Genomic DNA, 24,864 nt, shown 5'->3' on the forward strand with positions numbered 1-24,864 from the left:
CGCTTACCGCTCATGGGCACCTCTCTTTAAGCCATCTTAAATGACTCTGAGGTGTCTGTTAAACCCGTGGCGATTCACTTTATATTCAACTCTTTCATTACCTCATCCCCCTTCGGCGGTTTACCGCAGATATCCATAACAGCAGCATCATAGCTTTCTGCAAGAGCTAGTGTCGGAAAGAGGCAAAGCAATAGAAATATTTTTTTCATATTAATAATCCAGGTAGATAGTCTTTTTTTCGTAACATGTGTTACCTGTGCCGCCGTACGGCCCCTCAGCGCGATCCTGCGGCAGGATGGCCGTTTCCGGTTCCTTTCCCCTGTCTGAACCCTGAAAAACGCCCCTGATGATTCCGGTATGTCTGCATGACTATACAGTGAGATTTGTTCTTCACGAGATAGTACATACAGATGTTGGAAATGTCCGCTTCTGGCACAAAGCGGACGTTTGCCTGACAGCAACTCCAATAGGGTGGCAAGCAGAGCACAGCCAACCCTCTATGGCATAAAGACGCACATATCACGGCGCCAGTAACACGGCTTAGCCGCTGTCATTCACGCATATTGCGCAAAACCCACCATGCCTTTATATATTGGTCAATCTGAGGAGTGTGGAAGGTAGATTAAGATTTGCTGAAATGCATCCAGAACCATTATTCCTGTCAGGGTTCGCTTAGCGTATTTTATTTTAAATAAACTATTGCGTACGATTCTGTGTCATGTGGTTAAGCATGGCTCATAACTGCGGTCACCCTGGTGCTGCATTTGAGCTATCATCTCGCTTTTGACACTTACTGCTCGCTTACGTCTGAAGACTGTGATTTACATGAGCGGGTGCTTCGGCTGTTACGGGATGCTAAAGCGATCGAACTGGTGGCAAAACAGGCCCGTGCTGAACCTGCTGGCACGGTCATATTGCTGCCTCACTTCCTGCAGGACTGTCTATTTTCGCGCCCCTGCTTGCGAAGTTTCGTCAGCGTCAGCCAGCGGTGTAAACGGGGTTTACGCCCGGCTGATGAGTATGTGGATTACCCGCCCGATATATACTCATTTTCAGTCCCGTCAGCTCATTGTGCGCTGTCAGCGACCAACCGTGTGCGTTGCAAATTTCCTGACAAATAGCCAGTCCCAGTCCTGCACCGGAATCCTGACGCAGTTCCCCTCGCCAGAAACGCTCAAATATATAGGGCAGGTGTTCCGGCAGCACACCTGTTCCCTGGTCGCGCACGCTTACACTATCCGTTCGCATATGGATATCAACAACGGTCCCTCGCGGGGCATGCTGAACGGCATTCTCGACCAGGTTTTTAAGTAAGGTGAAGAAGGCTCCGTGATCGGCGAACCATTTGCCCACCGGCTGATCACAGATGAGATTAAGTCCAACACATGCATCATCAGCAATTTTTCGAAGGTAATTTATTACATCATGCGCAACATCACAGACTTCGACATCACAGAACCGATAGCTCATCGGCTCGCTCGCTTCTGCCAGCAGTAGTAGCTGCTGCACCTGACGTGAAAGATGCGATACCTGCAACAAAAGCGATTCACGTACTTCTGAATGTCCGTTCATTAGCTCGACCTCGGCGCGCAGAATGGTCAGCGGCGTTTTCAGTTCATGGGCAGCTGTGGCGAGAAATTCCTGCTGACTGCGAAAACCTTTCTCAAGCCTGTCGAGAGCCTGGTTAAAACTGCCGATCAGCGGAACCAGTTCAGTGGGAACCTGCCGGGTTTCAAGCCGGTCACTGAGCGACTGGGGGGATATTTTCTTAGCGGCCTGCGACACGTTGCGCAGTGGTTGAAGCGAATATGAGAGGCTGACGTATGCACAAACGGTAAAAATAACCAGTAGCACCAGGCTAAAGATAAGGATGCCAAGGCGAATAAAAGGCAGTGCGAATCCCTGGTGCAGGAAGTCAACAATCCGGGAGCTGACCACCAGTTCAACCGTCCACGTTCGCCCGTTATGAACGAGTTCCTGCTGCGTCCCCTTGTATAGTACCCCCCTGTAGGTAAAGGAAAAACGTTGTCCCGGCAGTTCGCGCCTCATAGCTTTCTCTGGCCAGTCTGCTGCGCCAGGCGAGAGGAGCACCACGCGACCACTGTCGTCCAGCACGCGCCACGCAGTCTCCTGCCGCAGACTGTCATAAATCCACAGCGGATGCGCATCACTGTCGCTAAAACCCGTTACATTGCCCCGCGCGTCGAACTCTAGCTGCCCCGCCAGCGCCAGCGTGCGTTCCGCAAGATTCATTCCGGGTAACCGATCTTTCACAATCGCGCTAAACGTTACCAGCAGGCCGATACTGAGCAGTGCGCCCGCCATATAGGCCAACAGAATTCTGAACGAAAGGCTATTCATCCATGTTGGTTTTCTGCAGCGCATAGCCTTGTCCCCATACGTTGGCGATATGCAGCCCGGAACCGATGGCTGATAATTTGCGGCGCATTCGGTGCAAGGCCACATCCAGCGCGTTCGGCGTTACTGTATCGCTCAGGCCCCAGCCGGCTGCCTCCATCGCGCTACGGCGTACCACGCCACCCTGCTTCCGAAAGAGCGCCAGCATAATCTGCATTTCAGCCGGGGCGAGAGTAATGCTCTCTTCGCCGCAACGCAACACGCCCGCATCCGGCAGTAAAGTCAAATCACCAAATGCCGGTTCGAGTGACTGGCTAACGGCGGGACGACGCAGCAGTGCCCGCACGCGGGCGACCATTTCCTCCATAGCAAACGGTTTTGGCAGGTAGTCATCTGCTCCTGCCTCCAGCCCTTCAACCCGATCGTGCAGGGCATCGCGTGCGGTGAGAATGAGACACGGTAACATGAGGTTGCGCTGACGCAACTGCTGTAGCAGAAGGAGGCCATCGCCGTCAGGCAGGCCACGATCGAGTATGAGGGCCTGATACGCGACCAGTTTCAACGCACTCAGGGCGGCTTCCCGGCTGCCGACCGTATCGGTAGCAATCCCGGCGCTGAACAGACCTTTTGCAATCAAACCGGCCAGCTGTTTGTGGTCTTCAATTAACAATATTCTACTCATTAGAAGCGGAACATATATCCCAGGAAAATTCGATTTTCACTTGAACGGTCAACAAGCGGGCTTTCCTTTACCGCGGAGGAGAGCCGCGTGGTTTCCAGATCAAGCATTACGGAATTGTGCGTATTAAAGCGGTAGATACTCAGCAAACCTAACTCAGCCCCGAACGATGATTTCCCCCGGTAAGCGGGCCGTCCGTCGCGCGCTTCTTCTTCGTGCACGCCAAAGTAATAGTCGACATATTTTTTATCCTGCCATATCGTGGCGGCGCGCGGCGTAAGGGAAAAGTCACCCCATTGCCAGCTTCGCTCCGCGCCCAGTTTTACGCGTTGTCCATGGCTATTGCCAGAAAGGTCGTGTGTCCAGTCTGCGCTAAGCGTCATCCAGGGGTTTTTCCACTGTGCTTTCACGCCACCCCAAAAGCCGCTTTTACGCTTTTCCATCCCGTCAAGAATATCGGCATCATTGTCGTCGTAGCCTGAACCATCATATCTACCTGTGAGACCGAAACTGAGGTGTTGAGTTTCACAGAATGTCACGCCGGGTAGTTTTATTTCGGCCTCGGTGCCAAAAAAATGCAGGTATTGATTATCAAAATAGAGCAGCGGTAATGGCGTTGTATCGCGCGACATTTTTTTATAAGGTTTTTGAGAACTGACAACGCCTGCGCCAATCCCCCATTCAGCAGAAAGGGTGGAGGTCGAAACCAGCGAAAAGGCACAGACAATAGCCGTTATGGCGGCTCGGCTGGCCAGCAAAGGGTGTTGCATGATAAAACTCCCGGATAGCAAAGATAGCGTGATTATCCTGACCAGAGTCTTACCAGGTACTTACTGGCGCCTTTACTCTTTTTAAAATTGTACGAATGTGTAGCGGTAAATCAGGTAAAACGAATTACAAAAACAGGCGTTTAACCGAACGGCGTAATAAGCTGCCAGGCGGCGGCTTGCGGATCGGTCAGTGGTAAATGCCGCCGGGGGAAAAGTCCTGTGTCATTATCAACTGGGGCATCAGACGTGACAGGAAAATGACAGCGTTCTCCTGAAGCAGCTTCAGGGCCTTCAGAGCGGGTTTTACAGCTCAGCAAAAAGTTGTTCATTTCAGACTGATGGCTACCTTCAGCGCTTCAGCCAGTATAGGGAGTAATGCTTCCGCTGTTTCTCTCGGAACCCTGTCGGTTAACCCTTTTACAGAAGATTTTTAATCCGGTGGGCATAAAAAAGCCCACTCCAGGGTGGGCTTAACCGTACAGACGGTGATCTGCATTATGCACTTAATCGAATATACCGGAGGGGCAGTAATTGCCTTCCCATCCTACTATCTTAGCGCTTGAATCCAGATCTCTTACCGATACGCTATCCCCGGCAAATTCTGATCCAGTAACGACGATATCGTAATCATGATTAGGCTGAGGAATAAATCTCTCGGAGACAGATCGCTCTGTATTTTGGTAGTAGCCAGACTGGGTCCAGTAATGAATTACCGTCACCCGTTGTCCCGGCTTGATAGTAAATTCATTTATGAAGTTTCCTTTATTATTAGATGACTCTGGCATTCCAATTTTTTTATTTCCTGTCACTGGAATACCGAGAATAGCCAGACCTGCCGTAATCCGGCGCTCTAAAACTTTTTTATAACAGCCACTCGGCTGTTTTTCGTAAAATTGCAGAGCTGTATTGCCATCAGATGCAGCACGGATCCGGGCTGCGTCTGAACCTTTATAGTCTTCCAGCGAAGGTCTAAATCCCGCCGTACATCCACTTAACAACGTTACCATTATTCCCGTAATGACCAGTTTTCCATACATACGCATCTCCTTACGTTTCTGTCGCTCCTGTTTTTATCGACCCATACGGACAAAACCTTAGATGAATATTAAGCCAGCCAACAGGGGAAAATCAGTCTCCAGTCAACCTGACTGATATATGAATAATGTCCGCTCCAGGCACATAGCAGACATAATCATCAACATCCTGATGGCTCCCTCCGGCTCCCCGGCCTTGCCGAGTCGTCAGGCCTGGTGCGCTAACCGGCAGAGTCAGGAAGCTTCGGCGGACCGCACGGGCGCATTCCGGGCGCAACGGTCAGGGCAATCCCTGCAGTGAGCTTTCAGCCCGCTATGAGCGAAAAGCAGACATTACTCCAGACAATAAAAGCTGTCGGCTAAAGCAATCGCCATACAAGTTGAAAAGAGTCATTGATACGAGGGAAACAGCACAATCGATCTCGCATGAGGTGCGTTATTGCGTATTGAGCAGGTAGACCGTAAGTCATCACGATGGGTGCAAAAGTGAGGTAAAGTGACCGCAGAAAGGGGGCAAACAGGGTGCAACCCGGGTGAAAACGCATGTTAGTCGTGCTCCGTGCACTTAGACTTGCGCAGCCGCTCTCGGCCAGTAAAAAGGCTGCAATTAAATCTTAAAAATTATGCAGGATAATCATGAATAACAAGCAACTGAATGAAACAAGCAAGTTCCTGAGTTATATCTTGCGCCATGAGCCTCACACTATCGGATTGCGACTCGACGCAGAAGGCTGGGCAGACATTAACTCTTTGATTACCGGCGCAGCGAAAGAAGGCCGCATACTTGACCTGGCACTGATTCAGACAGTAGCGAATAGCAGTGATAAGAAACGGTTTACCCTCTCCAACGATGGCCAGCGTATACGTGCCGCCCAGGGACACTCAGTACCAGACGTAAATCTCCAGCACAGAGAAAAGGAACCGCCAGAATTTCTCTACCATGGCACTGCAACACGCTTTATTGAATCTATTTTTCAGCAAGGATTGATTGCAGGTTCACGCCACCATGTGCATTTATCGCAGGAGACCCGAACAGCTATTGCTGTCGGTCAGCGCTACGGTAAACCAGTAGTGCTGGAGATTGAATCCCTGCGAATGTACCAGCATGGATTTAAATTTTTCCAGGCTGAAAACGGTGTTTGGTTAACCGAAGCAGTTCCCGTTAATTTTATTTCAATAAAAAGTTAATCACCCGGTAGTTCATTAGATAGCATCTCCCTTAGCAATTATTATTCAGCAATAATGATTATGTCCGCTGCTGGCGCAAAGCGGACGGGCGCACTCTCTATCCTGTGGCATGACAGGTGCTGCGCAGCCCTGCGGCTATGTATTTCAGGGCGTAAATCCAGGTAGCTTCAGTTCTCACCCCCTTTACGGCTTCCGGTGTGATTGTCGGATGCGCAGCTCACCCTTTTTCCAGTCACCGTCCGGGTCTGATTTACCTGAAATAAGCCGGTTAAGCGCTTCCTCCATCAGAAGATCGAGACGCTGGCTGTAAGTTGTCAGTTGCCATCCGGGAGCGGCAGCTTCATCAATATCATCGAATCCCACTACGGCAAAGGCAGGCCTGTCTGCTGCATCCCGCAGGGCTTCCATCGCGCCAAGGGCCAGTACATCGTTCTCACAAAACAGAGCATCAATGCGATCGGAAGCAGGCGTCTCAAGTAGATATTGTTTGATCAGTCTGTAACTCAGATAGCGGTCATAGTGTTCCGTACTGAGCTCCAGCTTCAGACTGAAACCCTGGGCATGTAGCTCATCGCGAAAGCCCTGTTTCCGTTGCAGGTGTCCTTCTTCACCTCTCGGCCCTGCCATGTAACCGAACCGTTGATGGCCCTCATCTGTTAACAGGCGAGCAATAACCCGTCCGGCCTGATAATCGTCAACATTTACGACATCAATCTCCTGTCCCTCGGTATTACGGCTGACCTGCACTAGCGGAATATCATGCATTTCTACCGCAATCGCGACGAATTCCGGCGTCAGAGCCGTGGCCAGAAAGAGGATCCCGTCCACCTGAAGCTGATCGGCTAATGACATCACTGAATAGTAATTATTACCGGTAATGTTAAGCAGCAGAGCCATATATCCACGGTTCTGGAGCTGACGGGTAACCTCGTCCAGCATCAGCATGGAGTGAGGATTTTTAAGTTCATCAATGGCGATGCCAATGATATGTGTCCGCTTTTGCGACAGTCCACGGGCAAGCAGGTTAGGGCGATAGCCCAGCTCCTGCGCAATAGCCAAAACGCTCTCCCGCGCTTTTTCAGAGATAGAGGCTCCAGGAGTGAATGCCCGGGAAACCGTCCATTTAGACACCCCAGCCCGGGTCGCCACGTCCCTGGCCGTTACTTTTTGCCGCTTCGCTGATTTGTTTGTCATGCTGGTTCCGGCTATTGAGCCATCATTATGGTGAATTCAAAAGTACATGATTAATAATGTTATTTGGCTTACCAGTTTTAAATAAATCTGGTTAGCGCTTGATTGTTACAGCAAAATTTATGGAAATGCACCCGGTTGCAAATATTTTGTGATCGTACATCGGTTATTAACCAAAACCTGTTTGATTAAATTTTACCCTTCTAACATATTCATTACATCTTCACCGCATATGCCACACCCGTGATGACGAGCTGTTGATCCTGCACCTGGCTTTGCACCCGGGTGCAAAGCGAGAACGCAGCCGCGATGTTGCTGGTTATATGGCATAGGCAGAAGTAAACCAGAGCAGAAAGCTGTCGCTCTTCGCGTCAAGGAATGAATAAAACACCTCCTCCACAGGACACGATGATGAAAAAGACACTCTGTTTACTGATGTTGATGACCGTAACGCTGGCTGCCACAGTGCAGGCTAAAACGGCACAGGTCGGCGTAGCACTGGCTAACTTTGACCTTAACTTTGTCTCAATACTGCGCACGCAGATGATCCATGAGCTGGATACGCAGGGTATGAAAGGGCAGTTCTCCGATGCGAAGGGGGATGTCGCGCTCCAGGCGCAGCAGGTTGATGATTTTATCAATCAGGGCGTTGACGCCATCATTCTGAATCCTGTGGATACGCAGGGGGTACAGCCGATGATAAACGCGGCGAAGCGCGCAAACATTCCACTGATTTTTGTAAACCGTAAACCAGAAGTGCCTCTGACCGGCGCGATGGCCTATGTCGGCTCTGATTCAGCGCAGAGTGGCAAAATGCAGATTGAAGCGCTGGCAAAAATCATGAACTACCGCGGCAATATCGCCATCCTGATGGGCGCGCTGTCCAATGAGGAAGCGCGTGAGCGCACCCGCGCAGTAGAGGAGTTTGTGGCGCAGCACAAAGAAATGAAAGTCGTGGAGAAGCAGACGGCTAAATGGCAGCGCAATGAGGCTGTCGATGTCGTGTCGTCCTGGCTCCTGAACGGTACGCCGATTAACGCAGTAGTGGCTAATAATGACGAAATGGCGATTGGCGCCATCATGGCCCTCAACCAGGCGAAGAAAAAAGATGTGCTGGTGGCGGGTATTGACGGTACGCCGGATGGCCTGCAGTTCATCAAAAACGGGGAGATGGTGGTCACCGTCTTTCAGGATGCAAAAGCGCAGGCCTCGGGGGCAGTAAAAGTGGCGCATGAGATGGTTGAAAAGCAGAAAACCGATAACTACCACTGGGTCCCGTATCAGACCGTAACCAAAGCCAACTACGAACAGTTTACCCGCCTTAATCAGAAATGATTTTTAAACCCTACATTTGCACCCGGTTGCAAAAACAAAAAAAGGAGCAGGTATGTTAAACGGTGAAAAGCGTATTCCTCGCCCGCTGCGCTGGGCAATGATCGGTGGCGGTCGCCTGAGTCAGGTCGGCTACAAGCACCGCTCGGGCGCATTGCGTGATAACACAGCTTACCAGCTGATCGCCAGCGCTTTTGATATTGACGCCGCGCGTGGCCGCGACTTTGGCGTCAATCTCGGCATCCCCGCTGAACGCTGCTATGACAACTATCAGCAGTTGCTGGCAGAAGAGGCAAAACGCGAAGACGGCATTGAGGTCGTCACTATCGCAACACCTAACGGCACGCACTTTGATATTACCAAAGCGGCGCTGAACGCCGGCATTCACGTTATCTGTGAAAAGCCGCTCTTCTTCACCTCTGCAGAAGCGCAGGAAATTAAGGCGCTGGCAGCAGAGAAAGGGCTGATCGTCGGCGTAACCTACGGCTTTTCCGGCCATCCTCTGTTGATGCAGATGCGCGCCATGATCGCTAAAGGCGAAATTGGTGACGTGCGCATGGTTGAGCTGCAGTACACCCACGGCTTCAACGCCAGCGATAGTGTCGACAAGTTCAGCGATGCGCAGAAGTGGCGAGTTGATCCGAAAATTGCTGGTCCTTCATTTGTCCTGGGGGATATCTCCACGCACACCTGGTACATCTCTCAGCTGGTGCTGCCAGACCTCAACATTAAAAGTCTGCTGTGCGATCGTCAGAGTTTCATCCCGTCCCGCGCCCCGCTGGAAGATAACGCAATGGTGCTGATGCACTACGAAAACGGGGCCGTTGGACGCATGTGGGCCTCGGCCATTAATGCCGGCTCAATGGACAGCCAGCGTATCCGCGTTATTGGCTCCCGCGCGAGCCTGGAGTGGAGCGACGCTAACCCGGGCGAACTGAAGTTTGAGGTGCAGGGGCAGCCAAACCAGACGCTGTATCACGGTATGCCATACCTTGATGAAAGCGCCCTGGCCGATGAACGTCTCGGCGCGCTGCACACTGAAGGGCTGGCAGAATCCTGGGCCAACATTTACCTGAAATTTGCTATTGCCATTAATGCAATGCAGAACGGCGACAGCAAGACGCTGGAAACTCTGATCTATCCGGACATTAACGCGGGCGCCGAAGGCGTGCGTTGGATTGAAAACTGTGTGCGCTCTGCAGACAACGGCGCCTGCTGGGTTAACTATGAATAAGGAGTGAGCATGCAACTCTCTTTCTGTACGGACAGCCTTGGCCACCTTGCCTTTGAGCAGATGCTGGACAGGCTGCTTGAGCTGGATGTGAAGGGCGTAGAAATGACCACCGGCGGCTGGTCCCCGGCACCGCACGTGCCGACCGCCGCACTGCTGGAGAGCGCTTCAAAGCGCCAGCAGTTTCTTCAGGCGATTGAAAGTCGCGGCATGACGATCGCGGCGCTGAACGTTTCCGGCAACCCGCTCGATCCGGGCGAGCTCGGGCAGCGCCATAAGCAGGACACTGAAAATGCGCTGCGGCTGGCGGGTGAACTGGGCGTAAAAAAAATCGTCATGATGAGCGGCCTGCCGCCGGCAAGCCCGCACGACACTATACCAAACTGGATAACCTACACCGTCAGCTGGCCGCCGACGCTGAAAAACTGCCTGGACTATCAGTGGAACGAGGTGGCTATTCCTTACTGGCAGGGTCTGGTTGAACAAGCCAGAACGAACGGCGTAGAAAAGTTTGCGCTGGAGAACTTCAGTGCAATGCTGGTGTGGAATCCAGAAACGCTGTTCCGGCTGCGCGATGCCGTGGGGCCCATGGTCGGCCTTAACCTCGATCCGAGTCACCTCATCTGGATGGGAGCCGATCCGATTGCCGCTGCGCGCGCGCTCGGGCCAGCTATCCATCACTGTCACGGTAAAGATGTTCGTCTGGAACGCGGGCTGGTCAACGTTAACGGCCTGCTGGAAACCCGGCCGGTGGACGATGTGGCTAACCGCGCCTGGAACTACGTGGCGGTGGGCTGTGGTCAGGATCTGCAATGGTGGAAAGCGTTTTTCTCCGTGGTACGCATGGCGGGTTACAACGACTGGGTTTCTCTGGAGATGGAAGATTTAACCATGTCCGTTGACGCCGGTGTAACTTCATCCATTGCTGCCCTGCAGCAGACCATCAGCCGGTAGTTTCTTGTCTCCTGGCTGCCGCGCGCTGCGGCGGCCAGATCCTGCATAACGCACGTCCGAACGCGTCACCGCGGCCTGTAACAAATCGAACAAGTCCGATGGGTAAAGGCAGGAGTAGTTATGTTCCATATGCAAAGTGGAGGAGATGCCGCTGACCCTGTGTTTGTCACCGTCGCTAAAAAGCTCGATGCTGCCTGGCACAGGCGGTGCCGGAGGTTATATTGTCTCGCTCGCAGCGTGCCACCTTGTTCGCGCAATCAGCTTTTTAAACGATTACTCAGAGGCACTGAATCGTGCCTCTGTATATAAGCGCGTGCGGTTAAAATGACCAGCGCACCCCAGCGTTATAACGCCAGCCTTTTGCACCGTTGCCGTCAATCTCTTTGCGATAGTCAGCTTCTGCATAGAGCGAAACAGTATTTTTAAAGCTGGTGGTGCCGCCAACGCCAACGTCCCACATTTGACCGAATTTACCGCTATTAAAGCTTTGCGTGATATCGCTGTCAGCAGAGCCAGCCTTCACCTTCGCCGCGCCGCCCCAGCCGCGATAATAGTTAGTGCGAATATAGGGCGTGTACTGACGCTGGCTGTCATCCTGCCAGGTGCGGTCCAGACGAGCGCCAAGGCGTCCAATGGTCTGATCATAATCCTCCCAGGAGATACGGGTTCGATCGCTGTCAGTGAGGTTATCCATTTTCAGATGCAGATAGGTGAGCTGAGCCTGAGGTTCAAGGCGTAATCCATAAGCAAACGCCAGCGAATAGCCAGATTCCAGCGAGGCTGTCCAGCCATTACCCTTCGGCGATCCCACCTCTTTTTTACGGGCAATATCGGTTTCGCCGCGATGCCAGTTCCAGGCCAGCGAACCATCCAGATAGAAGCTCTCATGCTGCCAGGTGCTGTAGAGCGCGAGGCTATCACTGTCGAAAGTCGTTGAGCTGTAACCATCTGCTGCATGGGGACGAATACGCGTATTGCCGCGCGTATAGGCGATGCCGCCACGCAGGCTGTCGCGCGCGCCATCCATGCGCAACAGATTACCCCCCAGTTGAACGGCGCTGTAATCGAGATCGAAGTCATAGCCGTACTGACTAAGGTTGCGGTTACTTTGATAATCAAGGTTAGACCCGAGGTAGCGAATAAACATCTCGCCGCCGAGCGCGTCCGGGTTATTTTGCTGTTCGCGCAGTTCGCCGAGGCGTTTGTGCAGATCATCGGTAACAGAGAGGGTGTAATAAGCCAGACCCAGCGGCGTCGAAATATAAGAGGGCAGTTGCGGTATTACTGCGGGTCGTGCTGCTCTTGCGCTGCTGCCAGCTTGCGGCTGACACAGCGAGCCCTCTTCACAGACATAGGTATTGGCGAGGCGATAATCCCAAAAGGCGTTGCCGCTGCCGCTTACCTGGCGCTGGCTGGCATCGCTCGCGCCCGGCGTAAAACTGTAAAGGCTGTATTGCCAGGGACCTGACGCCACGTAACCCTCTTTCAACCTGAAGCTGCCAGCGCTGGCGTTACCTGAAACCTGTGCCAGTGAGACACCTTCCGTAGCTTCGATTACGCCGTCACGGTTGGCGTCAGCCTGCGCGCCCGCTACCAGCGTATCATCAATAAAGGTCATGCCGCTGACGCTGCCGTTGACCAGCAGTCTGTCACTCTGTGAGGCGGCAGAATTGAGTCGTAGTGTGCCGCCTGCTGACACCAGCGCACCATCAATGGTCAGCGTATTTCCTGCTGGGTTGCCGCCGTTAGTCAGATCCAGCGTACCGGCGTTATTGACAGTAAGTGAATCGTCAGTCGCCCCCTGCAGCAGTGGGTTAACGTTATCGCCAGCATAGAGCGTTGAACCGCTGTCAATATTAATGGTGCTGTGGGCCAGCCTGATATTATCGGTCAGTGTCCATCTGGTGCTGGAAAAGTTAAGGGTGCTCCATCCTGCGCCAAGGTTGGTGCCTTTGCTCAGATCGTCACTCGCGAAGGAGCCGCCGCGCGCTTCGATTTCACTCAGGCTCAAAGTCGCGCCCGCGCCGCTCGCGGTGGTGATGTGGCGGGTGTTTGCCAGGCTCACCTTCTGCACCGTCGCCTGGTTGTCGCTGCCGTTGCCCATTGTCAGGCTGCCGTCTAGCGTTCCGCCGGTGACAAAAAGCGAATCCCTGCCGTTGCCGGTGTTTACATCACCGACAACATTGCCGTCCAGCAGCGCAATGACGTCACTGGTCGCTCCTCCAGCCACCACAACGGTTTCAGGGAAGGGCGCAGAAATATTTCCTTCGTTGATAAACACTGTCTGGCCGCCGCGTAAATCGATAATAGGCGCGACCAGGCTCAGTGAGGTGATCGAGCCCTGGTTGATCACTTCACTGGCGGTGCTGGTCACTATCGCTGAGCCGCCGTTGGTATCACGGATGCCAATCGAACCCTGAGAGATTACCCTGCCGGTGGTATTAGCACGGATGCCGGTGCCTTCGCCGGAAACGAGGATTGCGTAGTTTTTCCCAATCACCAGATCGTTATTTGTTGTTGAGCCGTCAGCATTCGCAAACAGATAACCCGTACCGCCGCCGCCGACGTTGATAAGGGCGCTGCCATCAGGATCGAACGAGGTCGCTGAGCGGATGCCGTTACCGCCGCTCACGTCGAGCATAACGTTTTGCAGTGAAATACTGGCTGTTTCGGCGCGGTTGTTAATGACGCTACCGCTGCCGTAAGCACCCATAATAATGTCGTTCGCCTCAAACCCGGCTGCGCCGCTATCCAGCAGCAGCGTGTCGGCACTGCCGCTGGCGGTCAGGCTGCTACTGCCCTGGCCGTCACCGTAAATTTTCAGTGTCGCGCCACGGCCTACGCGCAGCGCCGCGATGCCATCATCGACCCGCAGCTCGCTGTCCATCGGCACATACTGTCCATATCCACTGCTGACGTCCACGCCAGTGCCCGATGCCACATGGACGCTGCCACGGTTGATAAAGTTGCCGTTGTCATAGAGTCGGACAGCGGTGCTGTCAGGCCCGGTCAAATCCACATTTCCCTGATACTGATTGAGCAGCCTTGCGCCGTTACCAACGGCAAAGGCAGTGATATTTTTGCCCGCGCCAGCAACCTGAGAAGCGGCATAGATCGTGGATTCGTTGCCGTCGCTGACCGCACCGACGCTATTTTCCCCGTTCAGCCTGATGGCGCTGGAGAGCGTAGCCTCTGCACCGTCGCTAACGCGTACGGCCGTCGCGCCCTTGCCGTTAACGGTAAAAGCGTTCGTGCCGAATAACGAGGTGCCCACGCCAGAGGCAATAATGCCGTTGCTGTTTGCTCCGCTTAACGTGACATTGCCCGCGGTGGACGGATAGAAGGATGCGCCCGCGCCAATACGGTATAGCGTCGATCCATCGGTGCTGACATCCGTATCGCCACCGTTGCTGAACAGGCTGGACCCGACATCCAGTGCCTGATAAGCGGTCTGGTTGGCGCTGTGGAACACCACCCGACTCTCTGCGCCAAGGCTAAGGGTTGCGCCCTCCGCGGCTTGTGCCCCCAGAACATTTTCACCGTAGAGATTAATCGTCCCGTTCTGGTTGATGCGTGCCAGCGGGTAGATAGCGTATGCGCCGATAGTCGGTGATGCCAGGATACTCTCTCCCTCGCTGACATTGAGCGTGCCGCTGTTAGTGATCACCGTTGGCGTAATATTGTCGCCAACGAAGGGATTGGCATTGGCATAAAGGCCGGTGCTGCTGCGCGTCACGCTGATATCGCCGCTGTTCACGACGTTCGAGCCGGCGCTGGACTGAATGGCATAGGTTCCCTGGCCGCCAAAGGTGATGTCACCTGTGTTCACCAGCTGCGCATGATTCATTGCCACCAGGCCGTTTTGCCAGTCCGCGACACCGCTGATGGCCGCGTGGTTGACAAGCAGGCTGTTGTCAGAGGGCTTCGCATCAGGATTAATATAATCTCCCGCCAGGTTACGTTTCTGGCCGTCGACGATTGCCGCTCTCGCCGTCTCGCCGATCATATTAAGCGTCGTGTCCGCATCGATAACGCCGTGAGCGCCGTTTTCTACCAGCACGCCGGTGGCAATCTGACCAATATTGATGGTTGCTCCGTGGGTATTGATTTGCGTACCGTCGCCGCTGCCTGTAACGCCAGTGGAGAAGAAGGCATCAGGCGTAAGCGTCATGCCACGGCCGTCAAAAACCGCGCCATCCTGATAGCGAAACAGTGTGGAAAACCAGCCGGAAGTGGCATAGCTGCCGTTGGCAGGAAGATTAATTATGGCATTTGGGCCGATCGCATAAAAGCCGATCTGATGTTGGCTGTCGTTCAGTCGCGGCACCGCGGCGGCTGTCACGTTAACCGTGGCATTGCCTTCGGCGCGGACGCCAATAGCCGAGTCGCCATTCAGATTTATCGGCCCGGTCAGATCCGCTTTTGCCTTGCCGCTCCCTTGCCCGATCGCCCAGACGGCGGTATTGAGTGTGTCCGTCGTGACATCGGCGTCGCCATTGACATTTATCGTGCCGGTAGAGAACGCGCTGGCGCTGTCACCCTCGCGGGCGATGATTTTAATCGCCGTGCTGTTATCGCCGTTCAGGTTAATCGTGCCGGTGTTGCCAACGCGTCCGCCGCTGCCCGAGTCGAGCGCCAGCATACCGATATTTTCGGCTGGCTGAGGCTGTGCACGGCCGTTCACATCAATAACGCCATTGTTAAGCACCAGGGCATTCGGCCCTTCTTCAATGCGCATCCCCACCGCGTTCTGCACTTTGGTACCTATTACAATGTGACCATTGTTGATTGCGCTTGCGTCAAGGATCGCGCTGATCGCGCTGACGCCGCCGCTCAGATTGATCGCGACGTCGGTAGTCTCGCTGGTTTTGCTATTTTGCGGAGAGCGGCCAATATAAATCGTGCCGCTATCGGCATTGATAAAAGTACCTTCTCCACTGAAGGTTACACCGGCAGCCGCGTTAGCATTATTTACCGCCGCCACGCCGATATTGATATTGCCATAGTTTATTGCGCTGCTGCCGCCGAGCCAGATGGCCTGACTATCCCATAGAGCAGACCCTGCGCTCAGGGCCAGGTTGATAATGCCGTTGTTGGTGAACTGACTGCCGTATGAGGCCGATACCGCATTGTAGATGTAGCCCAGCGTATGGGGATCCACGCCGTTACCGTTAGCATTATTAAAAAAGCCGCCATTTATTACGCCGTTATTAATTCCGCTGCTGCCATTAATCAACTCCAGCGCCTTGCTGGCAAATTGTACGGGCCCGGTACTGGCGAGTTTGCCGTTAATAATGGCGCTGGCGCCGTTGCTGGCGCGCATAACAGCGGTACTGTTGTTCATGACTTCCAGCGTTTTGCCGGCATTAATTTTAATGCTGGCATCAGGTCCATCTGCGCTGAGTACGACCTGATCGCCCAGCGGCAGGGCAACCTCATCGTCAAAATTATTTGTGCTCATTGTGTACACCACGCTTCTGTCGCGCAGTGAGAAGGCTTTATTAAATTCGTTGTTATAATTCGCCGGGCTGAGATTGGCGTTTGAAAGCTGGTCAATGAGCCAGTCATTGTAATTGCGTAAATCGCTAAGGTTGTTGACGTTAAACGTGCTGGTGGCACCATCTGATGTCGTTACGCTGAAAACGCCGCTGTAGTTCACCACGTTGCCCATGTTATAGGCTAACCGGTCACCGCCATAGGGCGGCGTAGCAGCGGTAAAGGTAATGCGATTGTCTGAATTCCAGTTCAGGTGTCCTTGTTTGCTGGCAGTAAATAATTCACTCGCTTTAGCCGCCATCGACCAGCTATTTGTGCTGGCGCGGGTGGCTGCGCCATGCCTGCCAATATCGATATTCAGGGTGCCGTTACTTACCGACGCCACGCGCGCATTAATATATTGGCCATCATTCACATCGACATAATCAGGCACTGCCGTGGTAAGGCTGACGACAGGCAGATCGGCAATCGAAGCGGAATCGTAAACTTTATATAAGGTGTAGGTGTTGGACTCAAAGTCGGGAATGATGACATCAAGGTTTTGTGGGCCGAGAGCAATCCGCTCCTCTCCTGTAAGATTGTCATCGACGATGCGGCCAGCGCTCTGCAATCCACCTATCGTCACGCGGGTTTCACCGCTTTTACCCGGCGCAAATTGTGGCAGGCCGCTCAGCGTTTGCGTACTGCCGTTACAGAGACAATAAGCGCCCACCTTATTGTCGTTCCGCTCCGGCGTATAAGGTTTTAATACGGCGGCCGAGAGATTGAATGCAGGGATAAATCCTTGCGCCGTTATAAGGCCCAGAAGTACAAGGTTTAATTTAGACAAGATGTTTTCCTCAACAGAGAAAAGACAAAGCCCGCATAACATTAACCGTTACGTTTCGGGCGATTTTTGCTGAATTAAATAATTTGAAAGGAAATGTGTTGGAAGTAGGTGAAGTGAATAACATCACTTCATCGTTAAAATGTCCATCAGGACGTAATGCTATTCATTATAATGCGCAAGCTTTAGGATTATTCCTTAAATAAATCTTTTATTAATGGCTCTGATTTTTGCTGTTTTTATGTTCATTAACAAAGAGATGATATTAGAGTAAAGATCCTGATATATAAAAGTAGTCACGTAAGTCATTATGATAAATAGCGTAAAGCGGCAAAGCGTAAGCCTGGTCCGGGAGTCAGATAAAGATATTTCCAGTAAAAATAAATAGTAAATTAAAAAATAAAAAAGAGGTAATAAGCGCCGGGCAGTGTAATAACCTTTTATTTCTTTGAAGTTGTGACGCGACTCGCAACGGTCGCTATAGCATTCAGGTCAGCGAGGGTCGAAGTGGACCCAACTGCGAGATTAGCCTTATCCCGGGCGCAGCAGCGATAACATCTGGAATACGATTCACCATGCAGGCTGCCGAGGTGTGTACGCCATCGGCGCGATCGATGCGGATTTTGGATGGTGGTCTGCCATCAACCGCCCACGTCATGTTTTCAGACTCGCCTTGCGCAAGCAGACGCAGTTCGATGTGCGCGCTTGCTGAAGGCCCTTCAACCGTTTCGACAGAAGCGATGATGCGAAGACCGAGCGTGGTACCGGGCGCCAGATACCTGTTGAGGGTACGGCACCACACGGGTTGATCGGAGAGCACGGGCTCGCGTACTTCGGTCACGTTTTTAATGGTAAAGCCAAGCGCATGCATCACGTGCGCCGGTATGCTTTTATACAACTCTCCCAGCTGGCCGGGTACGTTGGTTACTTTTTCCTGGAACTCAGCCTGCGTCATATCAACCCCATAGGCGCGCATCATGCGTTCATTCGCCAGCTCTGCGTTTGTCAGGCTGCGATGCGTGAGCGAGCGGAGTTCGGTACAGGGCCCGGCAACCAGCAGCCCCGCCCATATGCGAGAAAAATCCCAAATGCCCGTCCCGGTAAAAGTCACCCCGTTGCTTTTGGCCAGCGCATCGATTTTTTCGGCTAAGTCGGGATCGGCACCTTGCGGAAAATAGGACTCTGAACCGTGGCAAATAACATTGATACCGGCTCCCAGCAGACGTTGATAAGCTGCAAAGTTCAGGCTCAGTCTCTCTGTTTGCACAACAAGCGCGATGTCTGCATTCATGGCAGCGTAGTCGGCAGTTTCACAGTCCTGTACGACAACGCCCAAATCTTCATTCAGTCCAGCGAGCCGCCCGAGATCCACGCCGATCTTAGGGCCTGCGCGATTCACCGCCGCAACCACTTGCCAGCCTTTTTTGACGAGAATGCGCACAGCCTCCATACCGTAATATCCGACCCCGTAAATGATCACTCTGGGACGGAGAGGCGTTCGGTCTTTTGCCGTGGTGTCGTGGACGACGCTCATAAGTTGCCTTTAGAAGATCAGCCGGGATGTGAAGTCTAGCATTCGTTGTGCGAACCTTCAGTGCCTTATCGCGCCTGAAGATGTCGTCAATGATTTTCTCTTCCAGCGCTTGTAGCCAGGCCGTGCGCATCCCAGCCCTAAAACAATAAATGACTTTTGCAGACTGGACGTCGCGAACGAATGCTGTCCGGTTATACAGAGAAGGGCTCTAAACCAATAGGTGAAAAAACGGTCAGCAAGTGCTTTGATAAGTCATTAATAATTAATCATAAATCCTGCATAAGGTCAGATAAGTTGTCATTACAGTCTGCAGAGTGGTTTAGCCGGAATGGGATAGAGTGCTCCCGTATTCAAGCCAGGAACTCTGGCTTTCCAAAACATCTCCATGATGAACAGGTTATTAGTGCGAATCTGACGGGTAGTGAGGAGATATGGTTATCAGGGAAAAACATATATGTTAAAAGCGGCCAGGTTACTTTATATAACCCTGGTACTATTCAGGCGTCGCGCTTTGACAACCAGCCCGTAGAATTTATCAGCGTACATATGCCTCAGTCAGTCATGAAAATGCTTGCCGATGAAGAGAATGTACGGGGCGACCGTGAAGCACCGATCCTGCGTGAAGGTATAATTAATCATGCACGTCTGTTTGATGCTCTGTACCCTTTTGCATCAACGGTATTGGAAGGAATTGCGCAGGGGACTTATTGTCAATTAATGAAATACGACCTGTTCTCTTGTTTTATGGCTACGAATTAACTCCCTCCCGCCCCTGAACGCCAGAGGCGGGAGTGCTCCGCTAAGATAAGCAGATTAGTCACTGGCTATCCATTTGTTGGGCTTGCTGCGCTGGCAACTATTTTATTCTCCTTTTTCATTTTGGCTGGCGCCGTCTCAGGGGTGCGTAAAGCGCACCAGGTAGAAAGCACGCCCAGAAGCGAGAATATGATTGCCGGTCCGATCCAGCCCACCATGCTGTAGACGCCGGTAGCAATAAACGGCAGTAACCCCGCCACGACAGAGGCCACATTATAGCCCAGTGAAATACCTGACGAGCGTATATGGGCCGGGAACTGTTCGGAAAACCAGCTTGATTCCACGGCAAAAATCGGGTCATGGCTCAGCAAGAGTGATAGTGCGATCGCAGTAATTATCAGCACGACAGCACCAGTATTTATCAACATAAACATTGGAATGCCAAATGCTATAGTGAATAGCGCGCCAGTCAGAAATACCCGACGGCGGCCTATTTTATCACTTAGCGCGCCGTAAAAGAGATGACTGCCCAGACCCAGCGCAGAACCAATGAGCGTTCCCCACAACACGTGACGGGTATCGGTAATCTCTGCCAGAACGACATAAGAAAGCATGAAGCTCGTCGTAATGTAATAACCGCCGGTTTCAGCCAGCCGCAGCCCCACGATATTCATAATGGTGCGCCAGTCACGACGGATGACTTCAATTGCCGGTTGCTTAACGATGCGCTTCTCCGCTTTCGCTTTTTCAAATTCCGGCGATTCCGCTACGCTCATGCGAATGAAGATGCCGATAGCCACCATAATGAAGGAAATCAGGAACGGCACGCGCCATACCCAGTTACCCTCAAACAGAGCGCCAGAAAGAAGAAAAGCGCCGTTAGCCAGCAGCAGGCCAAGGGGAATACCAAGCTGCGGCACGGCACCATAAAAACCCCGTTTCCTCTCCGGTGCATGCTCAAACGCCATCAGCACTGCACCTCCCCATTCAGCACCAAAACCGATGCCCTGTATCATGCGAAGCAGGATCAGCAAAATGGGGGCCAGTATGCCGGCCTGTTCATAAGTCGGCAGGGCGCCTATCAAAACGGTTGCCAGTCCCATGGCCAGCAATGACCAGAACAGCACAGCTTTACGGCCATAGCGATCGCCAAAATGACCAGCAAGATAACCGCCCACTGGCCGCATCAGAAAGCCCACTGCGAGAGTCGCAAAGGCCGCCATGATACCGACAACAGGCTCCTCGGTATGGAAGAAGATTTTCCCAAACCATGCCGCGGCTGCCGTACCGTAAATAAAGAAATCGTAGCTTTCAACCGCCGAGCCTGTCATGGAGGCGATGGACACTTTCACCGGGTTATTTTTATGATTAGCAGGTACAGAGTGAGTTTTCATTTTTGACCCCGTTTCGATAGTTTCGCCGGTAGAACCGGGTAAACACTTATGGCCGGTACCAGGTTTCAATTACCCGGCTGTCGTCACGTTGCCCCAGGCCAGCCTGTGCTGCAGCCAGATAGCGGGCATGAGCCACTTTTAAAAGTGGAACGTCTGCGTGGCATGCCGTAGCTGCGTCTGCTACCAGACCGCTGTCTTTGACAAAGATATTAATGGCGCTGGAAACCTCCACATCTGTGCTCTGTAACATGCGTGGGCCACGGTCCGACAACATCCAGGAGCCCGCCGCGCCACCCTCAACAAGCGGCAAAACCTGTGCAGGATCTAATCCCAGCGACTGAGCAAGGTTCAGTGCTTCGGCTGCGGCCACAATGTGTACGGCGCAGAGATGCTGGTTAATCACCTTAATTCCCTGGCCGTCGCCCGGCCGGCTTCCCACCACTTTCATCTTGCCCATGGCGGTCAGAACCGGGGCGACAGCGTTGAGGGAATCCTCTTCACCCGCCGCAAAAATCACCAGCTCCCCGGTGCTGGCCCGCGCGGTCCCGCCGGTAACAGGCGCATCAACCACGCTGGCGCCTGCACGCTGCAGCTGTTCTGCAGCAGCAGTGATTGCGTCGGGGCCGACGGTCGACATAATCACCCAGCACTGACCGGCTACTTTCGGCAAGGATTCCTCAACCAGCGCCGCAAGCTGCTGAGGCGTGGCAACCATGACCACGACAACATCAGCTTTATCTGTCAGGGAGTATCGTTCTACGGCATCAATACCCTGCGTTCGCGCGCGCTGCCGGGACGCTTCGGCGACATCCACACCCTGCACCTCATGCCCGGCTGCCTTGATCTGTAATGCCATTGGCAGGCCGATAGCGCCTACGCCGACGAATACCACTTTCATTTCGCTCTCCTTATGCAAGCCAGCCTTTAACCGCACCGATCAGGGATGAGGTGGAGATGCCATAGCGATCGTGCAGCGTAGGCAGCGCTCCTGCGGCCAGGAATGCGTCCGGCAGCCCGATATGACGGAACGCGGGCATGATCTGCGCGCGCATTAATGCCGTCGCTACCGCTTCGCCAAGCCCGCCGACTACGCTGTGGTTTTCAATAACCACCACCAGACGTCCGCTGTGGCGGCACTGCTCGATAATCGTGGCCGTATCGAGAGGCTTGATGGTCGGCACATGCAGCACGGCGACATCAACCTTGTCATGCGCCAGCGCTTTTGCGGTTTCCAGCGCCCGCATCGTCATGATGCCGCTGGCGATGAGCAATACGTCACGCCCGTCCTGCAGCAGTTTGGCTTTACCCAGTTCAAACTGATAATCGTACTCATCAAGTACCAGTGGAACCTTCCCGCGCAGCAGACGCATATATACCGGGCCGTTGTGATCGGCCGCAGCGGCGACAGCCTGTTCGGTATCCAGGGCATCGCAGGGATCAATGATTGTCAGGTTAGGGATGCCGCGCATTAAGGCGATATCTTCGGTTGCCTGATGGCTGGGGCCATAACCGGTGGTAAGACCCGGCAGCGCAGCGCAAATTTTCACGTTGAGGTTCTCTTCCGCGATCACCTGGTGAATGAAATCGTAAGCACGGCGGGTGGCGAATACGGCATATGTGGTAGCGAACGGAATCATTCCCTCTTTCGCCATGCCGCCGGCTGCACCCATCAGCAGCTGTTCCGCCATCCCCATCTGGAAATGGCGCTCAGGAAAGGCCTGGGCAAAGATGTGCAGATCAGTATATTTGGAGAGATCGGCGGTAAGACCAACAATATTTGGCCGGGTCTGCGCCGCTTTGACGAGCGCATGACCGAAAGGTGCCGATACGGTTTTCTGACCCTCTGCCGCAATAGAAGCAATCATGGCCGAGGTGGTTAAACGGGGTTTCTTTTCAACGACGCTGCTCATGCGCGTTCCTCCTCTGCCTTATCGAGAATGGCTATGGCTTTTTGCCACTCATCAGCATCAACACGAATAAAATGGTTTTTCTCACGCGTTTCCAGAAATGGAACGCCTTTACCCATCAGCGTATCCAGTAGAATGACGCGCGGTTTGGGCTCTTTTAGCTGACGCGCGCGGTCAAATGCCGCTTTGACCGCGGCAATGTCGTTGCCGTCAACGCGCTGCACATCCCAGCCGAAGGCCAGCCACTTGTCGGTGAGAGGCTCGAAACCCATTATTTTTTGTGAGGGACCGTCGGCCTGCTGCTGATTAATATCCACCAGCGCGATCAGGTTATCGAGCTGATGGTGAGCGGCCGACATTGCGGCTTCCCATGTCGCACCTTCATCGAGTTCACCGTCAGACATTGAGTTGTAGACAAAGGCTGAATTGCCTTTATGGCGTAGCGCCAGCGCCATGCCTACGGCAATGGAAAGCCCCTGGCCCAGAGAGCCACCGGACATCTCCATACCGGGTGTATAGGTTGCCATTCCTGACATCGGCAGACGGCTGTCATCCGAGCCGTAGGTTTCCAGCTCTTCTTCAGGGATCACACCGGCTTCAATCAGCGCAGCGTAAAGTGCAATCGCATAGTGACCATGGGAGAGCAAAAAGCGGTCTCGACCTTCCCATTCTGGATTGTCAGGATCAAAGCGTATGGCGTGACACCAGGCCACCGCCAGCATGTCGGCAAGACCCAACGCCTGGCCAATGTAGCCCTGACCCTGCACTTCACCCATTCTTAGGGCGAAGCGGCGTATATGCCAGGCATGCTGTGTAAGTCTGTTAAGTGATTCAGCCGATACGATGCCAGGATCTGCAATCGTGCTCATTTGCTGCTCCTTTTAAAGGTGAATATAAAAAGAGAGGACGCGTCGACAGATGACATCTGGACAGCGTGCTAACTTATTCACGTATGAAGTCATCTTTCATCAGTGTTAACGGCTCGCTCTAAAGAGATGACTCATTGTGATTCCCCGCCTGTCGCGGTATGCGATGAGGTTATGCTGTTCGGGTGAGGGCTGACAAAAGCAATAAATACAACAACAGGTGAAAAGGATTCATGAATGACACTCTTGCGAAAAGCGCCTCTTAACCTGTTACGGGCTTTTGAAGCGGCAGGCCGTACAGGCGCTTTTGCACTGGCTGCCGCTGAGCTGGAACTGTCGCCCAGTGCGATTAGTCATGCCATTCGCAAACTGGAAAGTTTGCTTGAAGTCCGGCTTTTTCAGCGCAGCACGCGGGAAATCACGCTGACGAAAGAAGGGGCGATACTGCTTGAGCATATACAGCGCGGGTTTAACGAAATGCAGCAGGGGCTTTCATTAGTGTCGGCCGATGAATCCAGACCGCTGCGCCTTCATACCGCACCGAGTTTTGCTCATCAATGGCTGTTACCACGTCTCGGCAGTTTCATCCGCGAGAACCCTCATATCGATCTGCGACTTTCAGCCAGCACGGAATACGCGCGTTTTGAACAGGATGACTTTGACCTGGACATCGTCTACGGCGAGCCCCGCCCGTCACCTTATGAGAAAATCCCCCTCGCGGTTGAAGAACTGACGCCGTTATGTTCCCCGCTGCTGGCTGAAAGGCTGCGAAAACCGGAGGATCTCTACGCGCTCACCTTGATTCAGTGCGATGTGCAGTTGTACCAGTGGAAAGGGTGGTTCCAGGCGAATGACATGACGCCGCCTCGCCATTACGGGCTTCGCTTTGACCGTAGCTTTATGGCCATTGCCGCTGCGGTTGACGGGTTAGGGGTTGTTCTGGAGTCAAAATTGCTGGCAGAACGCGAAATAGCAAGCGGCAGGCTGGTGTGCCCGCTGGTGAGCAGCACAAGTGAAATTCATTACATTGGTCACTACCTGGTTTTTCCGCGTTATCAGCACATGCATTTTGCGCTGGAGGTGTTCAAAACATGGCTGCTCAGTGAACTTAATCTGGCTCAACTCCGATGATCATGCTCACATTTTCAGTTGACCTGATAAGGGGGAATTACGTGGATAAGAAGCGATTTTTGTGAGGACTCTCACCTGTTATCGCTGAGGTTGCCGTTCCGGTGAAGGCTGGTTATAGCGCCTTCTGGAGTTGCAAGTGCTGAATCGCCACGGGTTTAACAGACACCTCAGAGTCATTTAAGATGGCTTAAAGAGAGGTGCCCATGAGCGGTAAGCG

19 protein-coding genes are annotated in these 24,864 nt (G+C 53.2%); 6 read left to right on the plus strand and 13 right to left on the minus strand.

The genetic code is table 11. The features are described from left to right. Positions 1 to 74: 74 nt before the first annotated feature. From EKL29_RS23430 to EKL29_RS21900, 6 genes are all read right to left on the minus strand, one after another. Positions 75 to 209: a hypothetical protein gene (locus EKL29_RS23430; protein ID WP_311779061.1), complete on the minus strand. Its 135-nt coding sequence runs from the start codon at positions 207 to 209 to the stop codon at positions 75 to 77. Positions 210 to 978: 769 nt separating this feature from the next. After that, positions 979 to 2,361, minus strand: a complete 1,383-nt coding sequence (locus EKL29_RS21880; protein ID WP_311779062.1) for an ATP-binding protein — start codon at positions 2,359 to 2,361, stop codon at positions 979 to 981. Next, on the minus strand, positions 2,354 to 3,028 hold the full coding sequence (locus EKL29_RS21885; RefSeq protein WP_311779063.1) for a response regulator transcription factor: 675 nt from the start codon (positions 3,026 to 3,028) through the stop codon (positions 2,354 to 2,356). Before EKL29_RS21885 ends, EKL29_RS21880 begins: the two co-directional genes overlap by 8 nt. A gap of 11 nt (positions 3,029 to 3,039) precedes the next feature. After that, a complete protein-coding gene (locus tag EKL29_RS21890; protein WP_311779064.1) occupies positions 3,040 to 3,807 on the minus strand; it encodes a MipA/OmpV family protein in 768 nt (255 codons plus the stop codon). Between the two features lie 140 nt (positions 3,808 to 3,947). Continuing rightward, complete coding sequence (locus tag EKL29_RS21895) at positions 3,948 to 4,136, minus strand: hypothetical protein (RefSeq protein WP_126690728.1); 189 nt, start codon at positions 4,134 to 4,136, stop codon at positions 3,948 to 3,950. Positions 4,137 to 4,310: 174 nt separating this feature from the next. After that, positions 4,311 to 4,844 carry a hypothetical protein gene (locus EKL29_RS21900; RefSeq protein ID WP_126690729.1) on the minus strand — a complete coding sequence of 178 codons (534 nt, stop codon included), beginning with the start codon at positions 4,842 to 4,844 and terminating at the stop codon, positions 4,311 to 4,313. Positions 4,845 to 5,477: 633 nt separating this feature from the next. On the opposite strand from EKL29_RS21900, the gene EKL29_RS21905 reads away from it, so the two are divergent. Beyond that, positions 5,478 to 6,029 (plus strand): RNA 2'-phosphotransferase, encoded by a 552-nt coding sequence (locus tag EKL29_RS21905; protein ID WP_126690730.1) that lies wholly within the window; start codon positions 5,478 to 5,480, stop codon positions 6,027 to 6,029. Positions 6,030 to 6,212: 183 nt separating this feature from the next. On the opposite strand, the gene EKL29_RS21910 is transcribed toward EKL29_RS21905, so the two are convergent. After that, positions 6,213 to 7,223, minus strand: coding sequence for a LacI family DNA-binding transcriptional regulator (locus EKL29_RS21910; RefSeq protein ID WP_126690731.1), 1,011 nt, complete (start codon positions 7,221 to 7,223; stop codon positions 6,213 to 6,215). A gap of 408 nt (positions 7,224 to 7,631) precedes the next feature. On the opposite strand from EKL29_RS21910, the gene EKL29_RS21915 reads away from it, so the two are divergent. The 3 genes from EKL29_RS21915 to EKL29_RS21925 are packed head-to-tail and all read left to right on the plus strand — an operon-like array spanning position 7,632 to position 10,737. Further along, positions 7,632 to 8,555: a substrate-binding domain-containing protein gene (locus EKL29_RS21915; RefSeq protein WP_126690741.1), complete on the plus strand. Its 924-nt coding sequence runs from the start codon at positions 7,632 to 7,634 to the stop codon at positions 8,553 to 8,555. Positions 8,556 to 8,607: 52 nt separating this feature from the next. Further along, positions 8,608 to 9,786: a Gfo/Idh/MocA family protein gene (locus EKL29_RS21920; protein WP_126690732.1), complete on the plus strand. Its 1,179-nt coding sequence runs from the start codon at positions 8,608 to 8,610 to the stop codon at positions 9,784 to 9,786. A 9-nt stretch (positions 9,787 to 9,795) separates the two neighbouring features. Next, complete coding sequence (locus EKL29_RS21925) at positions 9,796 to 10,737, plus strand: sugar phosphate isomerase/epimerase (RefSeq protein ID WP_126690733.1); 942 nt, start codon at positions 9,796 to 9,798, stop codon at positions 10,735 to 10,737. Positions 10,738 to 11,056: 319 nt separating this feature from the next. On the opposite strand, the gene EKL29_RS21930 is transcribed toward EKL29_RS21925, so the two are convergent. Together EKL29_RS21930 and EKL29_RS21935 are read right to left on the minus strand one after the other, a co-directional pair. Further along, on the minus strand, positions 11,057 to 17,062 hold the full coding sequence (locus tag EKL29_RS21930; protein ID WP_126690734.1) for an autotransporter outer membrane beta-barrel domain-containing protein: 6,006 nt from the start codon (positions 17,060 to 17,062) through the stop codon (positions 11,057 to 11,059). Between the two features lie 484 nt (positions 17,063 to 17,546). Continuing rightward, positions 17,547 to 18,593 (minus strand): hypothetical protein, encoded by a 1,047-nt coding sequence (locus tag EKL29_RS21935; protein ID WP_126690735.1) that lies wholly within the window; start codon positions 18,591 to 18,593, stop codon positions 17,547 to 17,549. Positions 18,594 to 18,773: 180 nt separating this feature from the next. Here EKL29_RS21935 and EKL29_RS21940 point away from each other — a divergent pair, with 180 nt between their 5' ends. Next, a complete protein-coding gene (locus tag EKL29_RS21940; RefSeq protein ID WP_311779065.1) occupies positions 18,774 to 19,352 on the plus strand; it encodes an AraC family ligand binding domain-containing protein in 579 nt (192 codons plus the stop codon). Positions 19,353 to 19,417: 65 nt separating this feature from the next. On the opposite strand, the gene EKL29_RS21945 is transcribed toward EKL29_RS21940, so the two are convergent. Genes EKL29_RS21945 through EKL29_RS21960 form a run of 4 tightly spaced genes read right to left on the minus strand, consistent with a single transcriptional unit; the run spans position 19,418 to position 23,519 of the window. Then, positions 19,418 to 20,743 carry an MFS transporter gene (locus EKL29_RS21945; protein WP_126690736.1) on the minus strand — a complete coding sequence of 442 codons (1,326 nt, stop codon included), beginning with the start codon at positions 20,741 to 20,743 and terminating at the stop codon, positions 19,418 to 19,420. 46 nt (positions 20,744 to 20,789) lie between these two features. After that, a complete protein-coding gene (locus EKL29_RS21950) occupies positions 20,790 to 21,641 on the minus strand; it encodes an NAD(P)-dependent oxidoreductase (RefSeq protein ID WP_126690737.1) in 852 nt (283 codons plus the stop codon). A 10-nt stretch (positions 21,642 to 21,651) separates the two neighbouring features. Next, positions 21,652 to 22,653, minus strand: coding sequence for a transketolase family protein (locus EKL29_RS21955; RefSeq protein ID WP_126690738.1), 1,002 nt, complete (start codon positions 22,651 to 22,653; stop codon positions 21,652 to 21,654). Then, positions 22,650 to 23,519, minus strand: a complete 870-nt coding sequence (locus EKL29_RS21960) for a transketolase (protein ID WP_126690739.1) — start codon at positions 23,517 to 23,519, stop codon at positions 22,650 to 22,652. The genes EKL29_RS21955 and EKL29_RS21960 overlap by 4 nt, the downstream gene beginning before the upstream one ends. A gap of 234 nt (positions 23,520 to 23,753) precedes the next feature. Here EKL29_RS21960 and EKL29_RS21965 point away from each other — a divergent pair, with 234 nt between their 5' ends. Next, positions 23,754 to 24,647, plus strand: a complete 894-nt coding sequence (locus tag EKL29_RS21965) for a LysR substrate-binding domain-containing protein (protein WP_120456227.1) — start codon at positions 23,754 to 23,756, stop codon at positions 24,645 to 24,647. The last annotated feature ends 217 nt before the right edge of the window (positions 24,648 to 24,864 follow it).

Origin of the sequence: Pantoea sp. YU22 (assembly GCF_003970755.1) — a bacterium.
Lineage (GTDB): Bacteria > Pseudomonadota > Gammaproteobacteria > Enterobacterales > Enterobacteriaceae > Pantoea > Pantoea piersonii.

What these genes read in the sequence shown, in the direction of transcription:
- EKL29_RS23430 (WP_311779061.1), bottom strand. Translation starts at nt 209, where the DNA reads ATGAAAAAAATATTTCTATTGCTTTGCCTCTTTCCGACACTAGCTCTT.
- EKL29_RS21880 (WP_311779062.1), bottom strand. Translation starts at nt 2,361, where the DNA reads ATGAATAGCCTTTCGTTCAGAATTCTGTTGGCCTATATGGCGGGCGCA.
- EKL29_RS21890 (WP_311779064.1), bottom strand. Translation starts at nt 3,807, where the DNA reads ATGCAACACCCTTTGCTGGCCAGCCGAGCCGCCATAACGGCTATTGTC.
- EKL29_RS21895 (WP_126690728.1), bottom strand. Translation starts at nt 4,136, where the DNA reads ATGAACAACTTTTTGCTGAGCTGTAAAACCCGCTCTGAAGGCCCTGAA.
- EKL29_RS21900 (WP_126690729.1), bottom strand. Translation starts at nt 4,844, where the DNA reads ATGTATGGAAAACTGGTCATTACGGGAATAATGGTAACGTTGTTAAGT.
- EKL29_RS21905 (WP_126690730.1), top strand. Translation starts at nt 5,478, where the DNA reads ATGAATAACAAGCAACTGAATGAAACAAGCAAGTTCCTGAGTTATATC.
- EKL29_RS21910 (WP_126690731.1), bottom strand. Translation starts at nt 7,223, where the DNA reads ATGACAAACAAATCAGCGAAGCGGCAAAAAGTAACGGCCAGGGACGTG.
- EKL29_RS21915 (WP_126690741.1), top strand. Translation starts at nt 7,632, where the DNA reads ATGAAAAAGACACTCTGTTTACTGATGTTGATGACCGTAACGCTGGCT.
- EKL29_RS21920 (WP_126690732.1), top strand. Translation starts at nt 8,608, where the DNA reads ATGTTAAACGGTGAAAAGCGTATTCCTCGCCCGCTGCGCTGGGCAATG.
- EKL29_RS21925 (WP_126690733.1), top strand. Translation starts at nt 9,796, where the DNA reads ATGCAACTCTCTTTCTGTACGGACAGCCTTGGCCACCTTGCCTTTGAG.
- EKL29_RS21935 (WP_126690735.1), bottom strand. Translation starts at nt 18,593, where the DNA reads ATGAGCGTCGTCCACGACACCACGGCAAAAGACCGAACGCCTCTCCGT.
- EKL29_RS21940 (WP_311779065.1), top strand. Translation starts at nt 18,774, where the DNA reads ATGCTGTCCGGTTATACAGAGAAGGGCTCTAAACCAATAGGTGAAAAA.
- EKL29_RS21945 (WP_126690736.1), bottom strand. Translation starts at nt 20,743, where the DNA reads ATGAAAACTCACTCTGTACCTGCTAATCATAAAAATAACCCGGTGAAA.
- EKL29_RS21950 (WP_126690737.1), bottom strand. Translation starts at nt 21,641, where the DNA reads ATGAAAGTGGTATTCGTCGGCGTAGGCGCTATCGGCCTGCCAATGGCA.
- EKL29_RS21955 (WP_126690738.1), bottom strand. Translation starts at nt 22,653, where the DNA reads ATGAGCAGCGTCGTTGAAAAGAAACCCCGTTTAACCACCTCGGCCATG.
- EKL29_RS21960 (WP_126690739.1), bottom strand. Translation starts at nt 23,519, where the DNA reads ATGAGCACGATTGCAGATCCTGGCATCGTATCGGCTGAATCACTTAAC.
- EKL29_RS21965 (WP_120456227.1), top strand. Translation starts at nt 23,754, where the DNA reads ATGACACTCTTGCGAAAAGCGCCTCTTAACCTGTTACGGGCTTTTGAA.